Annotated in this window: 18 protein-coding genes; 13 read left to right on the forward strand and 5 right to left on the reverse strand. The window is 70.6% G+C overall.

Translation table 11 applies throughout. The features are described 5' to 3' along the window. Nucleotides 1–17 precede the first annotated feature (17 nt). The 4 genes from ACGFRF_RS03595 to ACGFRF_RS03610 all read left to right on the forward strand — a co-directional run bounded on the left by ACGFRF_RS03595 (nt 18) and on the right by ACGFRF_RS03610 (nt 3,374). Nucleotides 18–251 (forward strand): DUF6213 family protein, encoded by a 234-nt coding sequence (locus ACGFRF_RS03595; RefSeq protein WP_073894992.1) that lies wholly within the window; start codon nt 18–20, stop codon nt 249–251. Between the two features lie 231 nt (nt 252–482). Beyond that, nucleotides 483–1,547: a type III polyketide synthase gene (locus ACGFRF_RS03600; protein ID WP_393736793.1), complete on the forward strand. Its 1,065-nt coding sequence runs from the start codon at nt 483–485 to the stop codon at nt 1,545–1,547. Beyond that, on the forward strand, nt 1,544–2,758 hold the full coding sequence (locus tag ACGFRF_RS03605; RefSeq protein ID WP_393736795.1) for a cytochrome P450: 1,215 nt from the start codon (nt 1,544–1,546) through the stop codon (nt 2,756–2,758). The genes ACGFRF_RS03600 and ACGFRF_RS03605 overlap by 4 nt, the downstream gene beginning before the upstream one ends. Nucleotides 2,759–2,765: 7 nt before the next feature. Beyond that, the gene (locus ACGFRF_RS03610; protein WP_393736797.1) at nt 2,766–3,374 is read left to right on the forward strand and encodes a cupin domain-containing protein; all 609 of its coding nucleotides are present in this window, start codon (nt 2,766–2,768) and stop codon (nt 3,372–3,374) included. A gap of 84 nt (nt 3,375–3,458) precedes the next feature. On the opposite strand, the gene ACGFRF_RS03615 is transcribed toward ACGFRF_RS03610, so the two are convergent. Then, on the reverse strand, nt 3,459–4,688 hold the full coding sequence (locus tag ACGFRF_RS03615; RefSeq protein WP_393736799.1) for an acyl-CoA dehydrogenase family protein: 1,230 nt from the start codon (nt 4,686–4,688) through the stop codon (nt 3,459–3,461). 170 nt (nt 4,689–4,858) lie between these two features. Between ACGFRF_RS03615 and ACGFRF_RS03620 the strand changes: the two genes are divergently transcribed. Further along, complete coding sequence (locus ACGFRF_RS03620) at nt 4,859–5,503, forward strand: TetR family transcriptional regulator (protein WP_393736801.1); 645 nt, start codon at nt 4,859–4,861, stop codon at nt 5,501–5,503. Nucleotides 5,504–5,513: 10 nt separating this feature from the next. Here the strand turns inward: ACGFRF_RS03620 and def are convergent, their stop codons facing one another. Continuing rightward, nucleotides 5,514–6,113, reverse strand: coding sequence for a peptide deformylase (def, locus tag ACGFRF_RS03625; RefSeq protein ID WP_393736803.1), 600 nt, complete (start codon nt 6,111–6,113; stop codon nt 5,514–5,516). 151 nt (nt 6,114–6,264) lie between these two features. On the opposite strand from def, the gene ACGFRF_RS03630 reads away from it, so the two are divergent. From ACGFRF_RS03630 to rocD, 8 genes are all read left to right on the forward strand, one after another. Continuing rightward, on the forward strand, nt 6,265–7,503 hold the full coding sequence (locus tag ACGFRF_RS03630; RefSeq protein WP_393736805.1) for a MurT ligase domain-containing protein: 1,239 nt from the start codon (nt 6,265–6,267) through the stop codon (nt 7,501–7,503). Nucleotides 7,504–7,524: 21 nt separating this feature from the next. Further along, complete coding sequence (locus ACGFRF_RS03635) at nt 7,525–8,253, forward strand: type 1 glutamine amidotransferase (protein ID WP_393736807.1); 729 nt, start codon at nt 7,525–7,527, stop codon at nt 8,251–8,253. Nucleotides 8,254–8,544: 291 nt separating this feature from the next. Continuing rightward, the gene (locus tag ACGFRF_RS03640; protein ID WP_393736809.1) at nt 8,545–9,570 is read left to right on the forward strand and encodes a 6-phosphofructokinase; all 1,026 of its coding nucleotides are present in this window, start codon (nt 8,545–8,547) and stop codon (nt 9,568–9,570) included. Nucleotides 9,571–9,672: 102 nt separating this feature from the next. Beyond that, nucleotides 9,673–10,623 (forward strand): cytochrome c oxidase assembly protein, encoded by a 951-nt coding sequence (locus ACGFRF_RS03645; RefSeq protein WP_393736811.1) that lies wholly within the window; start codon nt 9,673–9,675, stop codon nt 10,621–10,623. Nucleotides 10,624–10,694: 71 nt separating this feature from the next. Continuing rightward, nucleotides 10,695–10,862: a hypothetical protein gene (locus tag ACGFRF_RS03650; protein ID WP_393736813.1), complete on the forward strand. Its 168-nt coding sequence runs from the start codon at nt 10,695–10,697 to the stop codon at nt 10,860–10,862. Nucleotides 10,863–10,898: 36 nt separating this feature from the next. Beyond that, nucleotides 10,899–11,384 (forward strand): Lrp/AsnC family transcriptional regulator, encoded by a 486-nt coding sequence (locus tag ACGFRF_RS03655; RefSeq protein WP_393736815.1) that lies wholly within the window; start codon nt 10,899–10,901, stop codon nt 11,382–11,384. Between the two features lie 153 nt (nt 11,385–11,537). Continuing rightward, the gene (gene ddaH, locus ACGFRF_RS03660; RefSeq protein ID WP_393736817.1) at nt 11,538–12,347 is read left to right on the forward strand and encodes a dimethylargininase; all 810 of its coding nucleotides are present in this window, start codon (nt 11,538–11,540) and stop codon (nt 12,345–12,347) included. Continuing rightward, a complete protein-coding gene (gene rocD, locus ACGFRF_RS03665) occupies nt 12,347–13,564 on the forward strand; it encodes an ornithine--oxo-acid transaminase (protein ID WP_393736819.1) in 1,218 nt (405 codons plus the stop codon). The genes ddaH and rocD overlap by 1 nt, the downstream gene beginning before the upstream one ends. A gap of 53 nt (nt 13,565–13,617) precedes the next feature. Here the strand turns inward: rocD and ACGFRF_RS03670 are convergent, their stop codons facing one another. The 3 genes from ACGFRF_RS03670 to ACGFRF_RS03680 form a co-directional block, all read right to left on the reverse strand. Further along, complete coding sequence (locus ACGFRF_RS03670; protein ID WP_393736821.1) at nt 13,618–14,232, reverse strand: DUF305 domain-containing protein; 615 nt, start codon at nt 14,230–14,232, stop codon at nt 13,618–13,620. A 98-nt stretch (nt 14,233–14,330) separates the two neighbouring features. After that, nucleotides 14,331–14,732 (reverse strand): DUF6153 family protein, encoded by a 402-nt coding sequence (locus tag ACGFRF_RS03675; RefSeq protein ID WP_393736823.1) that lies wholly within the window; start codon nt 14,730–14,732, stop codon nt 14,331–14,333. A 168-nt stretch (nt 14,733–14,900) separates the two neighbouring features. Continuing rightward, nucleotides 14,901–15,194 (reverse strand): putative quinol monooxygenase, encoded by a 294-nt coding sequence (locus tag ACGFRF_RS03680; RefSeq protein ID WP_393736825.1) that lies wholly within the window; start codon nt 15,192–15,194, stop codon nt 14,901–14,903. Between the last annotated feature and the right edge of the window lie 166 nt (nt 15,195–15,360).

Genomic DNA, 15,360 nt, shown 5'->3' on the forward strand with positions numbered 1-15,360 from the left:
GGCTACCATCCCCTTTTGTGAACCGCGAAGTGACCCTGCCTCTGATCGTCGACGACCGCGGTACCTTGCAGGTCGCTGCGGCCGACGTGAGTAAGTTGTTGCGGACCGTGGGCGGGCGGTGGCTGCATCTCGTCGAGGCCGGGGAGCAGGGGCTGGACGAGGACACGGTGGCCGCGCTGACCATCGAGCTGGCCAAGCTGGCGGACCGTATCGACGTGGCCTGCATCGCCCACAGCAGCGGCGCTCCGTAGCTGCTCAGCACGCGTGTCGGCACTTCCTTCGCCGTAACGGTGGTCACGGCGTTCTCCCTCGTCCGGCCGCACAGATCGTCCTTCGAGCCACACCCGGGGTCCCCGATTCGGAGTAACCCAACGCGAGATCGTCGCCCTCTCGGGTGACGGTGGGTGGAGCACCCACAGAGGTGAACCACCTACGGATCGGTGGGCGAAGGCCCGCCGGCGCGCGGAAAGCAGGGACGGTTCATGGCGACTTTGTGCAGACCCTCGGTGTCGGTCCCGGAGCACGTGATCACGATGGAGGAGACGCTGGAGCTGGCGCGCTCCCGCCACGCGGACCACCCTCAACTGGCACTCGCCCTGCGGCTGATCGAGAACACGGGCGTGAAGACCCGGCACATCGTGCAGCCCATCGAGGAAACCCTCAAGCACCCCGGCTTCGAGGAGCGCAACAAGCTCTACGAGGCCGAGGCCAAGGCCCGGGTCCCCGCGGTGATCCAGCGCGCGCTCGACGACGCCGAGCTGCTCACCAGCGACATCGACGTGATCATCTACGTGTCGTGCACGGGCTTCATGATGCCCTCGCTCACGGCGTGGCTGATCAACGAGATGGACTTCGACAGCACCACCCGCCAGCTCCCGATAGCCCAGCTGGGCTGCGCGGCCGGCGGCGCGGCGATCAACCGGGCCCACGACTTCTGCTCGGCCTACCCGAACGCCAACGCTCTGATCGTGGCCTGCGAGTTCTGCTCGCTGTGCTACCAGCCCACCGACCTCGGCGTCGGCTCGCTGCTCTCCAACGGCCTGTTCGGCGACGGCATCGCCGCCGCCGTGGTGCGCGGACACGGCGGCACGGGTGTCCGGCTGGAGCGCAACGGCTCCTACCTGATCCCGAAGACGGAGGACTGGATCGCCTACGACGTCCGGGCGACCGGCTTCCACTTCCTGCTGGACAAGCGGGTGCCGACGACCATGGAGCCGCTCGCCCCGGCGCTGAAGGACCTGGCCGGCACGCACGGCTGGGACGCGTCCGACCTGGACTTCTACATCATCCACGCGGGCGGTCCCCGAATACTCGACGACCTCAGCAAGTTCCTGCAGGTCGAACCGGAGGCGTTCCGGTTCAGCCGGGCCACGCTCACCGAGTACGGCAACATCGCCAGCGCCGTCGTCCTGGACGCGCTGCGCCGGCTGTTCGACGAGGGCGGCGCCGAGGACCGGGCGCGTGGCCTGCTCGCCGGGTTCGGACCCGGCATCACCGCCGAGATGACGGTGGGCCGCTGGGTCTCCTCCGACGGAGACGGGCGATGATCGACGACACGCTCACCGAGACCATGCCCCCGGTCCGGCCATGGCCTGCGCTCGACCTGACCGGGACGGACTTCGACCCGGTGCTGACCGAGCTGATGCGCGAGGGCCCGGTCACCCGCGTCCAGTTGCCCAACGGCGAGGGCTGGGCCTGGCTGGTCACCCGGTACGACGACGTGCGCAGGGTGACCAACGACCCCCGGTTCAGCCGTGAGGCGGTCATGGCGACGACGGTGACCCGGCTCGCCCCGCACTTCATCCCCGACCCGGGCGCGGTCGGCTTCCTCGACCCGCCCGACCACACCCGGCTGCGCCGCTCGGTCGCCGCCGCCTTCACGGCGAAGGGTGTGGAACGCGTCCGCGACGAGGCGCGCGCCATGCTGGACGAGCTGGTCGACGAACTCCTCAAGAACGGCCCGCCCGCCGATCTCACGGCGGCGGTCCTCAGCCCGTTCCCCATCGCCGTGATCTGCGAGCTGATGGGCGTGCCGTCCGGTGACCGGCACCGGATGCACCTCTGGACCCAGCTGATCCTGTCCTCCGCGCACGGCAAGGAGGTCAGCGAGAAGGCGAAGCGCGAGATGAGCGCCTACTTCTCCGACCTGATCGGGCTGCGCGAGAACAGCACGGCCGAGGACGTCACCTCGCTGCTCGGTGCCGCCGTGGGCCGGGGCGAGGTCGCCCTCGAGGAGGCCGTCGGCCTCGCCGTCCTGCTCCAGATCGGCGGCGAGGCGGTCACCAACAACAGCGGGCAGATGTTCTACCTGCTGCTGACCCGTCCCGAGCTGGCCGAACAGCTGCGCGACGAGCCCAGGACGCGCCCCAGGGGCATCGACGAACTCCTGCGCTACATCCCGCACCGCAACGCGGTCGGGCTGTCCAGGATCGCCCTGGAGGACGTGGAGATCTCCGGCGCCCGCATCCGCGCGGGCGACCCGGTCTACGTCTCCTACCTGGCCGCCAACCGCGACCCGGACGTCTTCCCGGACCCGGAGACCATCGACCTCTCCCGCAACCCGAACCCGCATGTGGCGTTCGGCCACGGCCCGCACTACTGCCCCGGCGGCATGCTGGCCCGGCTGGAGTCGGAACTCCTGGTGGACGCCCTGCTGGACCGTGTCCCGGGCCTGAAGCTGGCCGTGCCACCGGATCAGGTGCCCTTCCGCAAGGGCGCGTTGATCCGGGGCCCCGAGGCCCTTCCCGTGACGTGGTGAGCGCCTTATGACGACGACCGAAGGACTGGCGGTACCCGAAGGGCCCGCGGCCCGGGGGAGGGCACCGACCCAGGCGGACGCACCGAACCGGGAGGCGGCACCGATCGAGGGGCTGCTCGTACCACCGGGCCACGGACGTGTCGTCGAGACGCCCGCCCAGCGGGTGACGTTCAAGGTCACCGGCACCCACTCGCGGATGGCCTCCACCTTCGAGGTGGAGGTCCCGCCGGGCTTCGACGTCGGCGCGCACGTGCACACCCGCAGCGAGGAGTTGTTCTACGTCCTCGAGGGCGAGCTGGACGTGCTCGCCTTCGAGCCCCGCATCCGTACCCCCGACAACTGGCAGAAGTGGGAGTCGAGTTCGGGCAGCAGAGTCGTACGGGCCACCCCGGGCACGGTCATCGTCGTACCCCCGGGCTGCCCTCACGCCTTCGCCAACCCGACGGACACCCCGGCGAGGATGTTCTTCCAGGCGTCTCCCCCACCGGATCACGAGCGCTATTTCGAGGAGCTGCTGGAGATCCTGGGCAACGGCGGCCCGCCGGACCACGAGGCCATCGAGGCTCTGCGGGCGAAGTACGACATCGAGCAGCTCACACCGTTGCGGCACCGGTGAGAGTCCCGGCCGGAAGGGGTGCGGGGAACTGCGCGACAGGCCACGACGCGCCGGCACGCGCAGCGCACCCGCACCCCGACGGCACTACCGGATGGGCATCCCCGCCAAGGTCCGGGCGATGACCAGCCGCTGGATCTCGCTCGTCCCCTCGAAGATCGTGTAGATCGCGGCGTCCCGGTGCATCCGCTCCACCGGGTACTCCCGTGTGTACCCGTTGCCGCCCAGGATCTGAATGGCCTGCGCGGTCACCTTCTTCGCGGTCTCGCTGGCGAAGAGCTTGGACATCGACCCCTCGGCCGCCGTGAACGGCTTGCCGTTGATCGCCATCCACGAGGCCCGCCACACCAGCAGCCGGGCCGCGTCGATCTGCGTCCGCATGTCGGCGAGCTGGAAGGCGACGCCCTGGTTGTCGATGATCGGCCGGCCGAACTGCTCACGGGTCCTGGCGTAGTCGAGGGCGACCTCGTACGCGGCCCGGGCGGTGCCGACCGCCATCGCGCCCACGGCCGGCCGCGAGGCTTCGAACGTCGCCATCGCCGCGTTCTTGACCCTCTCCCCGCCGGAGGCCTTCGCCCTCTCCCGGGCGCGGGCGAGCCGCTCGTCCAGCTTCTCCTTGCCGCCGAGCAGGCAGGAGCCGGGCACGCGGACGTCGTCGAGGATGACCTCGGCGGTGTGCGAGGCACGGATGCCGTGCTTCTTGAACTTCTGGCCCTGCGCCAGGCCGGGCGTGCCCGGGGGGACGATGAAGGAGGCGTGGCCCTTGGAGCCCAGCTCCGGGTCGACCACGGCGACGACGACGTGGACGTTGGCGATGCCGCCGTTGGTCGCCCAGGTCTTCGTGCCGTTGATCACCCACTCGTCCTTGGCCTCGTCGTAGACGGCCCGCGTGCGCAGGGAGGCCACGTCGGAGCCGGCGTCGGGCTCGGAGGAGCAGAACGCGGCCACCTTGACGTCGTTCTGGTCGCCGTACATCTGCGGGATCCAGGTGCCGATCTGTTCCTCGGTTCCGTTGGCGAGAACGCCCACGGCGGCCAGACCCGTGCCCACAATGGAGAGGGCGATGCCCGCGTCGCCCCAGAACAGCTCCTCCATGGCCATCGGGATGCCGAGGCCGGTGGGGTCGAAGTACTGCTGTGCGTAGAAGTCGAGGGAGTAGATGCCGACCTTCGCGGCCTCCTGGATGACCGGCCAGGGAGTCTCCTCGCGCTCGTCCCACTCGGCGGCCGCGGGGCGGATCACGTCCGCCGCGAAGCCATGGAGCCAGTCCCGGACTTCCTTCTGTTCGTCGTTCAGCTCCATGGTGAACTCGGCCATGTCCCCTCCAGCGGCGGCAGTGCGATGTTACTAGCGGTAACCCGAGTCTGTTACTGACGGGTAGGAAAAGTCAACCGCTGATGACGCCTCGGTATCCCGTTCGATGTCAGAGGCACAGTCAGTGTTAGTTTGCGCAGGCGTCACCGAATCAGCACGGGTGGGGAGAGCACATGGACACCACGCAGCGGACCGACCAGCAGCGGTCCGCCGACCGCCGACGGCGCGAGTTGCTGGAGGCCGCGGACCGGGTGGTGCTGCGCGACGGCCCGCAGGCGTCGATGAACGCGATCGCGGCGGAGGCGGGAATCACGAAGCCGATCCTCTACCGCCACTTCGGCGACAAGGGCGGACTTTACGCGGCGCTTGCCAAGCGGCACACCGACGCGCTGCTCGACTCCCTGCGGGCGGCGCTGGACGCTCCCGCCGATCGACGGGAGCGGGTCGAGTCCACGCTGGACACGTACCTCGCGGCGATCGAGGCCCGGCCTCAGGTGTACCGGTTCCTGATGCACCCGTCGGAGGGCAGCACAGGGGTCGACCAGGGCTTCGACGTCGGCAAGCACAGCGCTCCGCTGCTCCGGCGGATGGGCGAGGAGCTGGCCCAGGTCATCGAGGAGCGAGTCGATCTCGGACCGGAGAGTCAGCGGCTCGCCCGGGTCTGGGGCCACGGCATCGTCGGGATGATGCACGCGGCCGGGGACTGGTGGCTCGGGGAGCGGCCGTGCTCCCGGGCCGAGTTGGTGCGGTCGCTGGCGGATCTGCTGTGGGGGCGCCTAGCGGCCGCGGGCGACAGGATCGGGGGTCCGGGGTTCTGACCCCCGTCCCTCACGTGCGGGTGTGTGGGGGCCGGTCCCGCAGGTCCCCGCGCCCCTGAGCGGGCCCACCCGGCCGGTGCCATGACGCCCGCTCGATCCGCCTGTTCAGTCTGCGCTTGCGCCACCCCGTGAGGTGATCGGCGTACACCGTGCCTTCCAGGTGGTCGCACTCGTGCTGCAGACACCTGGCGAAGAAGCCGGTGCCGTGCACGGTGACCGGCTCCCCCGTCACCGTGAAGCCCTCGACCACCGCATGGTCGTGGCGTTCCGTCCCCGCCTCCAGGCCCGGCAGGGACAGGCAGCCCTCCGGGCCGCGGATCACCACGCCGTCCGTCTCGACCAGACGGGGGTTCACCACATGACCCAGGTGACGGACGTCCTCGTCGTCGGGACAGTCGTACACGAACACCCGCAAAGGCACCCCCACCTGATTCGCGGCCAGGCCCACCCCCCGTGCCGCGTACATGGTCGCGAACAAGTCCTCCACGAGGTCGGCCAGTTCGGAACCGAAGTCCGTGACCTCCGGGCAGGGCTCGCGCAGGACGGGGTCACCGAGCAGGGAAAGGGGCCGGACGCGCCCGTGGGCGCCCGGGATCGAGCCGTGTCGCATGGCGGCAAGGGTACGGTTCGTTCAGCTCATGCCCGCCGCACTGGCATGGGCCGGGATTCGGGTGTGCGAATGGATCTCGATAGGCTGAGGTCCACACCACGTTGCCGGATGGCCCCAGGCGCGGCGCGTACGCAAGGAGGATCGAGAACTGATGGCAGGCAACTCGGACCCGCTCTCGCCGCGGGCCAAGCTGGCCGTGACCGCGGGCAAGGCGGTCGCTGCGGCATCGCGCGCCGCGGGGCGCGGCAGCGGGTCGGTGATCGGTGGCCGGGTCGCGCTGAAACTCGACCCCGACCTGCTCGGGCGGCTCGCCCAGAACCTGGACGTCGTCCTGGTGTCCGCGACCAACGGCAAGACCACGACCACCCGGCTCATCGCGGAGGCGCTGCGCGCCGCGGGCCCTGTCGTGTCGAACGCGCTCGGCGCCAACATGCCGGCCGGTATCACCTCCGCGCTCGCGGGCGGCTCGGACGCGAAGTTCGGTGTCATCGAGGTCGACGAGAAGTACCTGGCCGGTGTGGCCCGTGACACCGGCCCCAAGTGCATCGCCCTGCTGAACCTCTCCCGCGACCAGCTGGACCGCGCCGCCGAGACCCGCATGCTCGCCGAGAACTGGCGCGAGGGTCTGGCCGGGTCCAAGGCCGTGATCGTCGCCAACTGCGACGACCCGCTGGTGGTGTGGGCCGCGTCCTCCTCCCCGAACGTGATCTGGGTCGCGGCCGGGCAGATGTGGAAGGACGACGCCTGGTCCTGCCCGTCGTGCGGTGGCGTGATGCAGCGCCCGGGTGACGACTGGTTCTGCGGTGAGTGCGGGTTCCGGCGGCCCACGCCGACCTGGGCGCTGTCCGGGGACCACGTACTGGACCCGCACGGGTCCGCCTGGCCCATCCACCTGCAGCTGCCGGGCCGTGCCAACAAGGCGAACGCGGCCTCCTCCGCGGCCGTGGCCGCCGTCTTCGGGGTGCCGCCGCAGGTCGCCCTGGAGCGGATGTACCAGGTGCAGGCCGTGGCCGGACGGTACGACGTCGTCCAGTTCCAGAACCGGGACCTGCGCCTGCTGCTGGCGAAGAACCCGGCCGGCTGGCTGGAGACGTTCTCCCTGATCGACCCGCCGCCCGCCCCGGTGATCCTGTCCGTGAACGCGCGTGGGGCCGACGGCACCGACACCTCCTGGCTGTGGGACGTCGACTACACGCGGCTGACCGGCCACCCGATCTTCGTCATCGGCGACCGGAAGCTGGACCTCGCCGTCCGCCTGGAGGTCGCGAACCAGCACTTCCAGGTCTGCGAGAACCTCGACCAGGCCGTGCAGATGTGCCCGCCGGGCCGGATCGAGGTCATCGCGAACTACACCGCGTTCCAGGACCTGCGCCGCCGCGTCGGCAACTGATCTTCGAAGGGCGATCACCTCATGAGCGACAACCAACTGCGGCTGGTGTGGATCTACCCGGACCTGCTGAGCACCTATGGCGACCAGGGCAACGCCCTCGTCGTGGAGCGCCGGGCCCGGCAGCGCGGCCTGGACGTGGCCCGGCTGGACGTGCGCAGCGACCAGCCGATCCCGACCTCCGGCGACATCTACCTGATCGGCGGCGGCGAGGACCGGCCGCAGCGGCTCGCGGCCGAGCGGCTGCGCCGGGACGGCCATCTGCACCGGGCGGTGCAGAACGGCGCGATCGTCTTCTCCGTCTGCGCCGGCTACCAGATCCTCGGCCACGAGTTCATCAACGACCTCGGCCAGCGGGAGCCGGGCCTCGGCCTGCTCGACGTGGTGTCGGTGCGCGGCGAGGGCGAGCGCTGCGTCGGCGACGTGCTCGCGGACATCGACCCGCAGCTGGGCCTGCCCCCGCTGACCGGCTTCGAGAACCACCAGGGCGTCACCCACCTCGGTGCCACCGCCCGCCCCTTCGCCCGGGTGCAGATCGGCAAGGGCAACGGCACCGGGGACGGCACGGAGGGCGCGTACAACGGGACCGTCTTCGGTACGTACATGCACGGGCCGGTCCTCGCCCGCAACCCGCAGATCGCCGACCTGCTGCTCAAGCTCGCACTCGACGTCAACGCGCTGCCGCCGATCGACGACCGCTGGTACGAGGCGCTTCGCAACGAGCGCATCGCTGCTGCGCAGCAGCCCGCGTGAACACTGCTGCGCAGCAGCCCGCGTGAACACTGCTGCGCAGCAGCGCGCGTGAACGTTGCTGCTCAGCAGCGTGCACAGGGGTGCTTCCAGTGGCGCTGGAGGGGTTCTGCAGCGCCTTCCGGCAGGCTCCGTCGCGGGCCCGCCTGACAGGCCGTCCGCTCACATGTGCGGGCGCGTCCAGCAGGCGGACGCCCGCTACGGAGCCACCCGGTCACGCCGGTAGGGTGGCCGGGAATCCGCCGGACAACGTGGTCCGGTTTCCCGGCCCACGTTGAGAAGGTAAATCGGGCTATGCGCATTGGTGTCCTCACGTCCGGCGGCGACTGCCCCGGCCTGAACGCCGTCATCCGGTCCGTCGTGCACCGTGCCGTCGCCGACCACGGCGACGAGGTCATCGGTTTCCGGGACGGCTGGAAGGGCCTCCTGGAGTGCGACTACCTCAAGCTCGACCTGGACGCCGTGGGTGGCATCCTGGCTCGCGGCGGCACCATTCTCGGCTCCTCGCGGGTCCGCCCGGAGCATCTGCGGGACGGCGTGGAGCGGGCCAGGGGCCATGTCGCGGAACTCGGTCTGGACGCGATCATCCCGATCGGCGGCGAGGGCACGCTGAAGGCGGCCCGGCTGCTGTCGGACAACGGGCTGCCGATCGTGGGCGTGCCCAAGACCATCGACAACGACATCGCCGTCACGGACGTCACCTTCGGCTTCGACACCGCGGTGACCGTGGCGACGGAGGCGCTCGACCGGCTGAAGACGACCGCCGAGTCGCACCAGCGTGTGCTGATCGTGGAGGTCATGGGCCGCCACACCGGCTGGATCGCGCTGCACTCCGGCATGGCGGCCGGCGCCCACGCCGTCGTGGTACCGGAACGGCCCTTCGACATCGACGAGTTGACGAAGAAGGTCGGTGAGCGGTTCGAGGCGGGCAAGCGGTTCGCCATCGTGGTCGCCGCGGAGGGGGCCAAGCCGCGTCCGGGCTCCATGGAGTTCGACGAGGGCGGCAAGGACGTCTACGGCCACGAGCGCTTCGCGGGGATCGCGCGGCAGCTGTCGATCGAGCTGGAGCAGCGGCTGGGCAAGGAGGCACGGCCGGTGATCCTCGGCCATGTGCAGCGGGGTGGCACGCCGACGGCGTACGACCGGGTGCTCGCCACGCGGTTCGGGTGGCATGCGGTGGAGGCCGTGCACCGGGGTGAGTTCGGCATGATGACGGCGCTGCGCGGGACCGACATCGTGATGGTGTCGCTGGCGGAGGCCGTTCAGACGCTGAAGACGGTGCCCTCCGAGCGGTACGACGAGGCGGAGTGCGTCCTGTAGTCCGGCCGAGGACATACCGCCCCCGGTCACGGACGTGACCGGGGGCGGTTCTACTCTGGGGGCGGACAACACGCACAACCTCCACGAATCAGGAGCCGTCGGATGGATCACAGCGGGCACGGCATGACCATGGATCTGCCGCCGTTCACGCTGGGGCGGGGTCTCGAGTGGTCCGCCGACCCGTTCTTCCTGGTCGGCTGCCTGGTGGGGCTCGGTCTGTACGGCTGGGGCGTCGTACGGCTGCGGCGGCGCGGGGACGCCTGGCCGGTGAGCCGTACCGTCTCGTACGTCGTCGGTGTGCTCACCGTCGCACTGGTGATGTGCACCAGGCTGAACGACTACGGCATGGTCATGTTCAGCGTGCACATGGTGCAGCACATGGTGATCAGCATGCTGTCGCCGATCCTGATCCTGCTCGGCGCCCCGGTGACCCTGGCGCTGCGCGCGCTGCCGGCCGCCGGGAAGGGCCGCAAGGGTCCGCGCGAGCTGCTGCTGGCGATGCTGCACAGCCGGTACATGCGGGTCATCACACACCCGGCGTTCACCATCCCGCTGTTCATCGCGAGCCTGTACGCCCTGTACTTCACCCCGATCTTCGACTTCCTGATGGGGTCCAGGGCCGGTCACCTCGCGATGATGGTGCATTTCCTCGCGGTCGGCGTCGTGTTCTTCTGGCCGATCATCGGCGTGGACCCGGGTCCGCACCGGCCGGGGCACCTGTTGCGGATGCTGGAGCTGTTCGCGGGCATGCCGTTCCACGCGTTCTTCGGCATCGCGCTGATGATGGCGTCGACGCCGATGGTCAAGACGTTCGAGAATCCGCCCGCCTCCCTCGGCATCGACGCGCTGTCCGACCAGAACGCGGCCGGCGGCATCGCCTGGGCGTTCAGCGAGATCCCGTCCGTGCTGGTGCTGATCGCACTGCTGTTCCAGTGGTACGGCTCCGAGCAGCGGCAGGCGAAGCGCAAGGACCGGGCCGCCGACCGGGACGGCGACAAGGAGCTGGAGGCGTACAACGCCTATCTGGCCTCGCTGAACGCGCGGGAGGGCTGAGTCCGCGGTATGCCGTTCGGGCGGGAACCGAGGCACCATGGTCATGGACGGACCATGAGGAGGGTGTCGCGATGCCCGGTTCCACGAACGGTTCCACCAAGACGATGGGGGCGCTCACGGTCGGCGGGCTCGTCGTCGTGACCGCCTACACGGTCGCGCTCGGCAGCAACGGCTGGCTGTGGTTCGGCTGGGTGGTGCTGGGCCTGCTGACACTCGGCATGATCGTCACCCGGTCGTGAGTCCGTCCGCGGGGCGCCGCTGACTACAGTGCCCGCATGAACAGCAGGACGCCCTCGTTCGACGACCTCGACCGCAAGATCATCACAGCGCTGATGGCGAACGCCCGGACCAGCTTCGCCGAGATCGGTGCGTCGATCGGGCTGTCCGCGACCGCGGTCAAGCGCCGGGTGGACCGGCTGCGGGAGACCGGGGTGGTCACCGGGTTCACGGCGACGGTGAAGCCCTCCGCGCTCGGCTGGCGCACCGAGGCGTACGTGGAGGTCTACTGCGAGGGCGCGGCCCCGCCCCGGCGCCTGGCGGAGGTCGTCCGCAACCATCCGGAGATCACGGCGGCCATGACGGTGACCGGCGGCGCCGACGCGCTGCTGCATGTGCGGGCGCGAGACGTGGAGCACTTCGAGGAGGTGCTGGAGCGTATTCGCGCCGAGCCGTTCATCCGGAAGACGATCAGCGTGATGGTACTGTCCCATCTCCTCCCGGAAAGCCCGGAAGCCGGTGCCACCCACGCGGCACCGGAATGACGCCTTCTATGCGCACGCCTCGTGCGTGTCTGTCCGTGAAGACGCAGCGATGCTGCGCATCCACGCAGCCTTTCTCGCTTGTCGTCCGTCTCCCTCCCTTCCTACCGTGGTGTCACCCCTCAGTGACACACAGGAAACCGGAGGAAACCCTCTGTGTCCGAAAGCCGTGTGCCGCGCCCTCGGCGCTTCCTCGTCTGTGAACCCAGACATTTCGCGGTGCAGTACGCGATCAACCCCTGGATGCATCCCGACCGACCCGTGGACGTGGATCTCGCCCAGGAGCAGTGGCAGGCGCTGATCCGCGCCTACCGCTCGCACGGTCACACCGTCGAGTCGGTCGAGCCGGTCCCCGGCCTGCCGGACATGGTCTTCTCCGCGAACGCGGCGTTCGTGGTCGGCGGCCGGGTCTTTGGCTCGCTCTTCCACGCGCCGGAGCGGCGCCCGGAGTCCCTGCACTACGACACCTGGTTCAAGGCGGCGGGCTACGACGTGTACCGCCCCGAGTCGGTGTCCGAGGGCGAGGGCGACCTGGTGTGGACGGGCCGGTACGTGCTCGCCGGCACCGGGTTCCGCACCACCCGCGAGGCGCACCGGGAGGCGCAGGAGTTCCTCGGCCACCCGGTGATCGGCCTGACCCTGGTGGACCCGTACTTCTACCACCTGGACACGGCGCTGTTCGTGCTGGACGACGACAACCTCTGCTACTACCCGGAGGCGTTCTCGGCGGGCAGCCGGGAGGTGCTGCGGCGGCTGTACCCCGACGCGGTGCTCGCCACCCGGGAGGACGCGATGGCGTTCGGCCTGAACTCCGTGTCCGACGGCCGCAACGTCTTCATCGCGCCCCGCGCCGAGGCCCTCGCCGAACGCCTCGCCGACCACGGCTACGTCCCCGTCCCCGTCGACCTGTCCGAGTTCCACAAGGCCGGCGGTGGCATCAAGTGCTGCACCCAGGAGATCCGCTGATGACCGCACCCGCGCGCACGCGTACGTCCGCCGACCTGATCCGTGCGGAGGAGCCCGTACTCGCGCACAACTACCACCCGCTGCCCGTGGTGGTGGCCCGGGCCGAGGGCACGTGGGTGGAGGACGTCGAGGGCAACCGCTACCTCGACATGCTCGCCGGGTACTCGGCGCTCAACTTCGGCCACCGGCACCCGGCGCTGATCGAGGCCGCGCACCGCCAGCTGGATCTGCTGACGCTCACCTCCCGCGCCTTCCACAACGACCGGCTCGCCGAGTTCGCCGAGCGGCTCGCGGAGCTGACCGGGCTGGACATGGTGCTGCCGATGAACACCGGCGCGGAGGCGGTGGAGAGCGGCATCAAGGTGGCCCGCAAATGGGCGTACGACGTCAAGGGCGTGCCGGCCGACCGGGCGACGATCGTCGTCGCCGCGGAGAACTTCCACGGCCGGACGACGACCATCGTCAGCTTCTCCACCGACGAGACGGCCCGGGCGGGGTTCGGCCCGTTCACGCCCGGCTTCAGGATCGTGCCGTACAACGACCTGGCCGCGCTGGAGGCCGCGGTCGACGACACGACGGCCGCGGTGCTGATCGAGCCCGTCCAGGGCGAGGCGGGTGTGATCATCCCGGACGACGGCTACCTCGCCGGGGTGCGCGAGCTGACCACGCGCAAGGGCTGCCTCTTCATCGCCGACGAGATCCAGTCGGGCCTCGGCCGCACCGGCCGTACCCTCGCCGTGGAGCACGAGGACGTCGTCCCGGACGTGCTGCTGCTCGGCAAAGCGCTCGGCGGCGGCATCGTGCCGGTCTCGGCGGTGGTGGCCCGGCGTGAGGTGCTCGGCGTGCTGCACCCGGGCGAGCACGGCTCGACGTTCGGCGGCAACCCGCTCGCCGCCGCGGTGGGCACGGCCGTGGTCGAACTGCTGGAGACCGGGGAGTTCCAGCGCCGGGCCGCCGAGCTGGGCGTGATCCTGCGGGACGGACTGACCGAGCTGGTCGGCAAGGGTGTGCTCGGCTTCCGCGCCCGCGGGCTGTGGGCCGGCGTCGACGTCGACCCGGCGATCGGCACCGGCCGCGAGGTCAGCGAGCGCCTCATGCGGGAGGGCGTCCTGGTCAAGGACACCCATGGCTCCACGATCCGGCTGGCGCCCCCGCTGACCGTCACGGCGGAGGAACTGCGCTCCGCGCTGACCGCACTGGAGAAGGTGCTGGCCTGAGGGTTCCACGGGCGGGGGCCGGTGCCGTGGGCGCCGGCCCCCGCCCGCGTTCGTCAGCTCGTGCCGAGGAGCTGCTTCATCTCCTTGATCTCGGCGTTCTGCGCGGTGACGATGTCGCCCGCCATGCGCTTGGCGGGCCCGTAGGCGCCCTTGTCCCGCTCCGTGCCGGCCATCTCGACGGCGCCCTGGTGGTGTTCGACCATCAGGGACAGGAACCGTGTGTCGAATTCCTTGCCGGTGGCCTTCTTCAGGGCCGCCATGTCACCGTCGCTCATCATCCCGGACATGCCGGCGTGGCCCGAGTGGTCCATGCCGGACATGGGGAGCTGCTCGCCCCAGGCCTCGAGCCAGCCGGTCATGGTGCGGATCTCGGGGCCCTGTGCCTTCTCGATGCGGGCGGCGAGATCCTGCACCCGGGCCGAGGAGGCCCGGTCGGCGGCGAGCCGCGCCATCTCCAGGGCCTGCTGGTGATGCGGGACCATGCCCTGCGCGAAGGCGACGTCCTGGGCGTTGTGGGCGGTGGCCGTGGCGGTGGCGGACGCGCTCGGATGCGAGGGCGCGTGGCTGCCGTGGTCGGCCTTGTCGCCCCCGCAGGCGGACAGGACGAGGGAGGCGCTCGCGGCGGCCGCGACGAGGGCGGCACGGCGCGTCAGGGTACGGGTGGTCATGCTGGAACTCCTGCTGGTCGCGGATGTCTTCGGGCACGCGTGAGCACGGCCGCGGACGCTCCGCCGAAAGGAAGGACTGTCCGGGGCCGTGGCGGCCTCTAGATCCGCAGGAGTTGGAGTTCGGCCAGGGAGGGCGGGGCGCGGGCGCCTTCCGGTGCCGTGGCCGTACGGGAGCGTGCGAGGTGCGCCGGTACGGGTGCGGCGACGGGGTCCGGGAGCAGCGCGGGCGGCTGCGGGCCGCCGTTCACCGCGCCCGACGCGCAGGTGGGGTCGGCGTGGTGCAGGGCGTGGCCACCGCAGTGGCCGTCACCGCCGGGACAGTCGTCGTGCACGCTGACGGCGACGGCCGCGTGCGCGGTGCGGGTGTGCTCCGGGTGTCCCATGCCCCCGCCGGGTGCCAGGGCGTGCATGCCCAGCAGCCCGGCCAGCACCGTCAGCACGAGCAGCGCGCGGTGCCGCCGCCGGGGCGGGCGCGGGGCGTGCGGTCGGGTGCTGGACATCGGGGACATCGTACGGGGGCGGTCGCCGCCGACGCTCCGGGGCTCGCCGTCCGGGCACGCCGGGCCCGGCACAGCGGTCGCCGGCGGGATCGTGGCGGGCGCACACCGGTGCCGGGCCGGGCCGACGAAAGCGGGCCCGGCCGATGTCAGGTCGCAGAAGCAGGGACGTCAGCTCACGGGATCCAGGAAGGTGAGCACCGAGGCGTCCTCCTCGATCAGCGGGGCCAGTGCGGCATTGAACGGGCCGCCGTACGGGGCCTTCAGGTGCGCCTGGAAGGCGTCCTCGTCCCGGTACACCTCGAAGATCCGATAAGCGCGCGGGTGGGACGCCTTGGTGTAGACGTCGAAGGCGAGGTTGCCGTCCTCCTCGCGCACCTTCTCGGCGTAGTCCAGGATCAGGCGGGCGACCTCGTCCTCCCGCCCCTCGCGGGCGGTGAACTCGGCGAGCAGTGTCGTGTTCACGGTGTGTCCTCCGTGGTCGGGGTCGGTCGCGGCAGGAGTTCGGGTGCCGGACGCGGGCCTGCCGCAGCTTCACCGAGCCGTTCTCGGCGAAGAGGCCGGCCGGCGGTCACGGGCGTTGCCGATCTGTGACGAGTGGAAGTCATTGACGTTGCCGGGATCCGGAGTC

The sequence above is a fragment of the Streptomyces sp. NPDC048521 genome (assembly GCF_043199855.1).
Classification (GTDB): domain Bacteria; phylum Actinomycetota; class Actinomycetes; order Streptomycetales; family Streptomycetaceae; genus Streptomyces.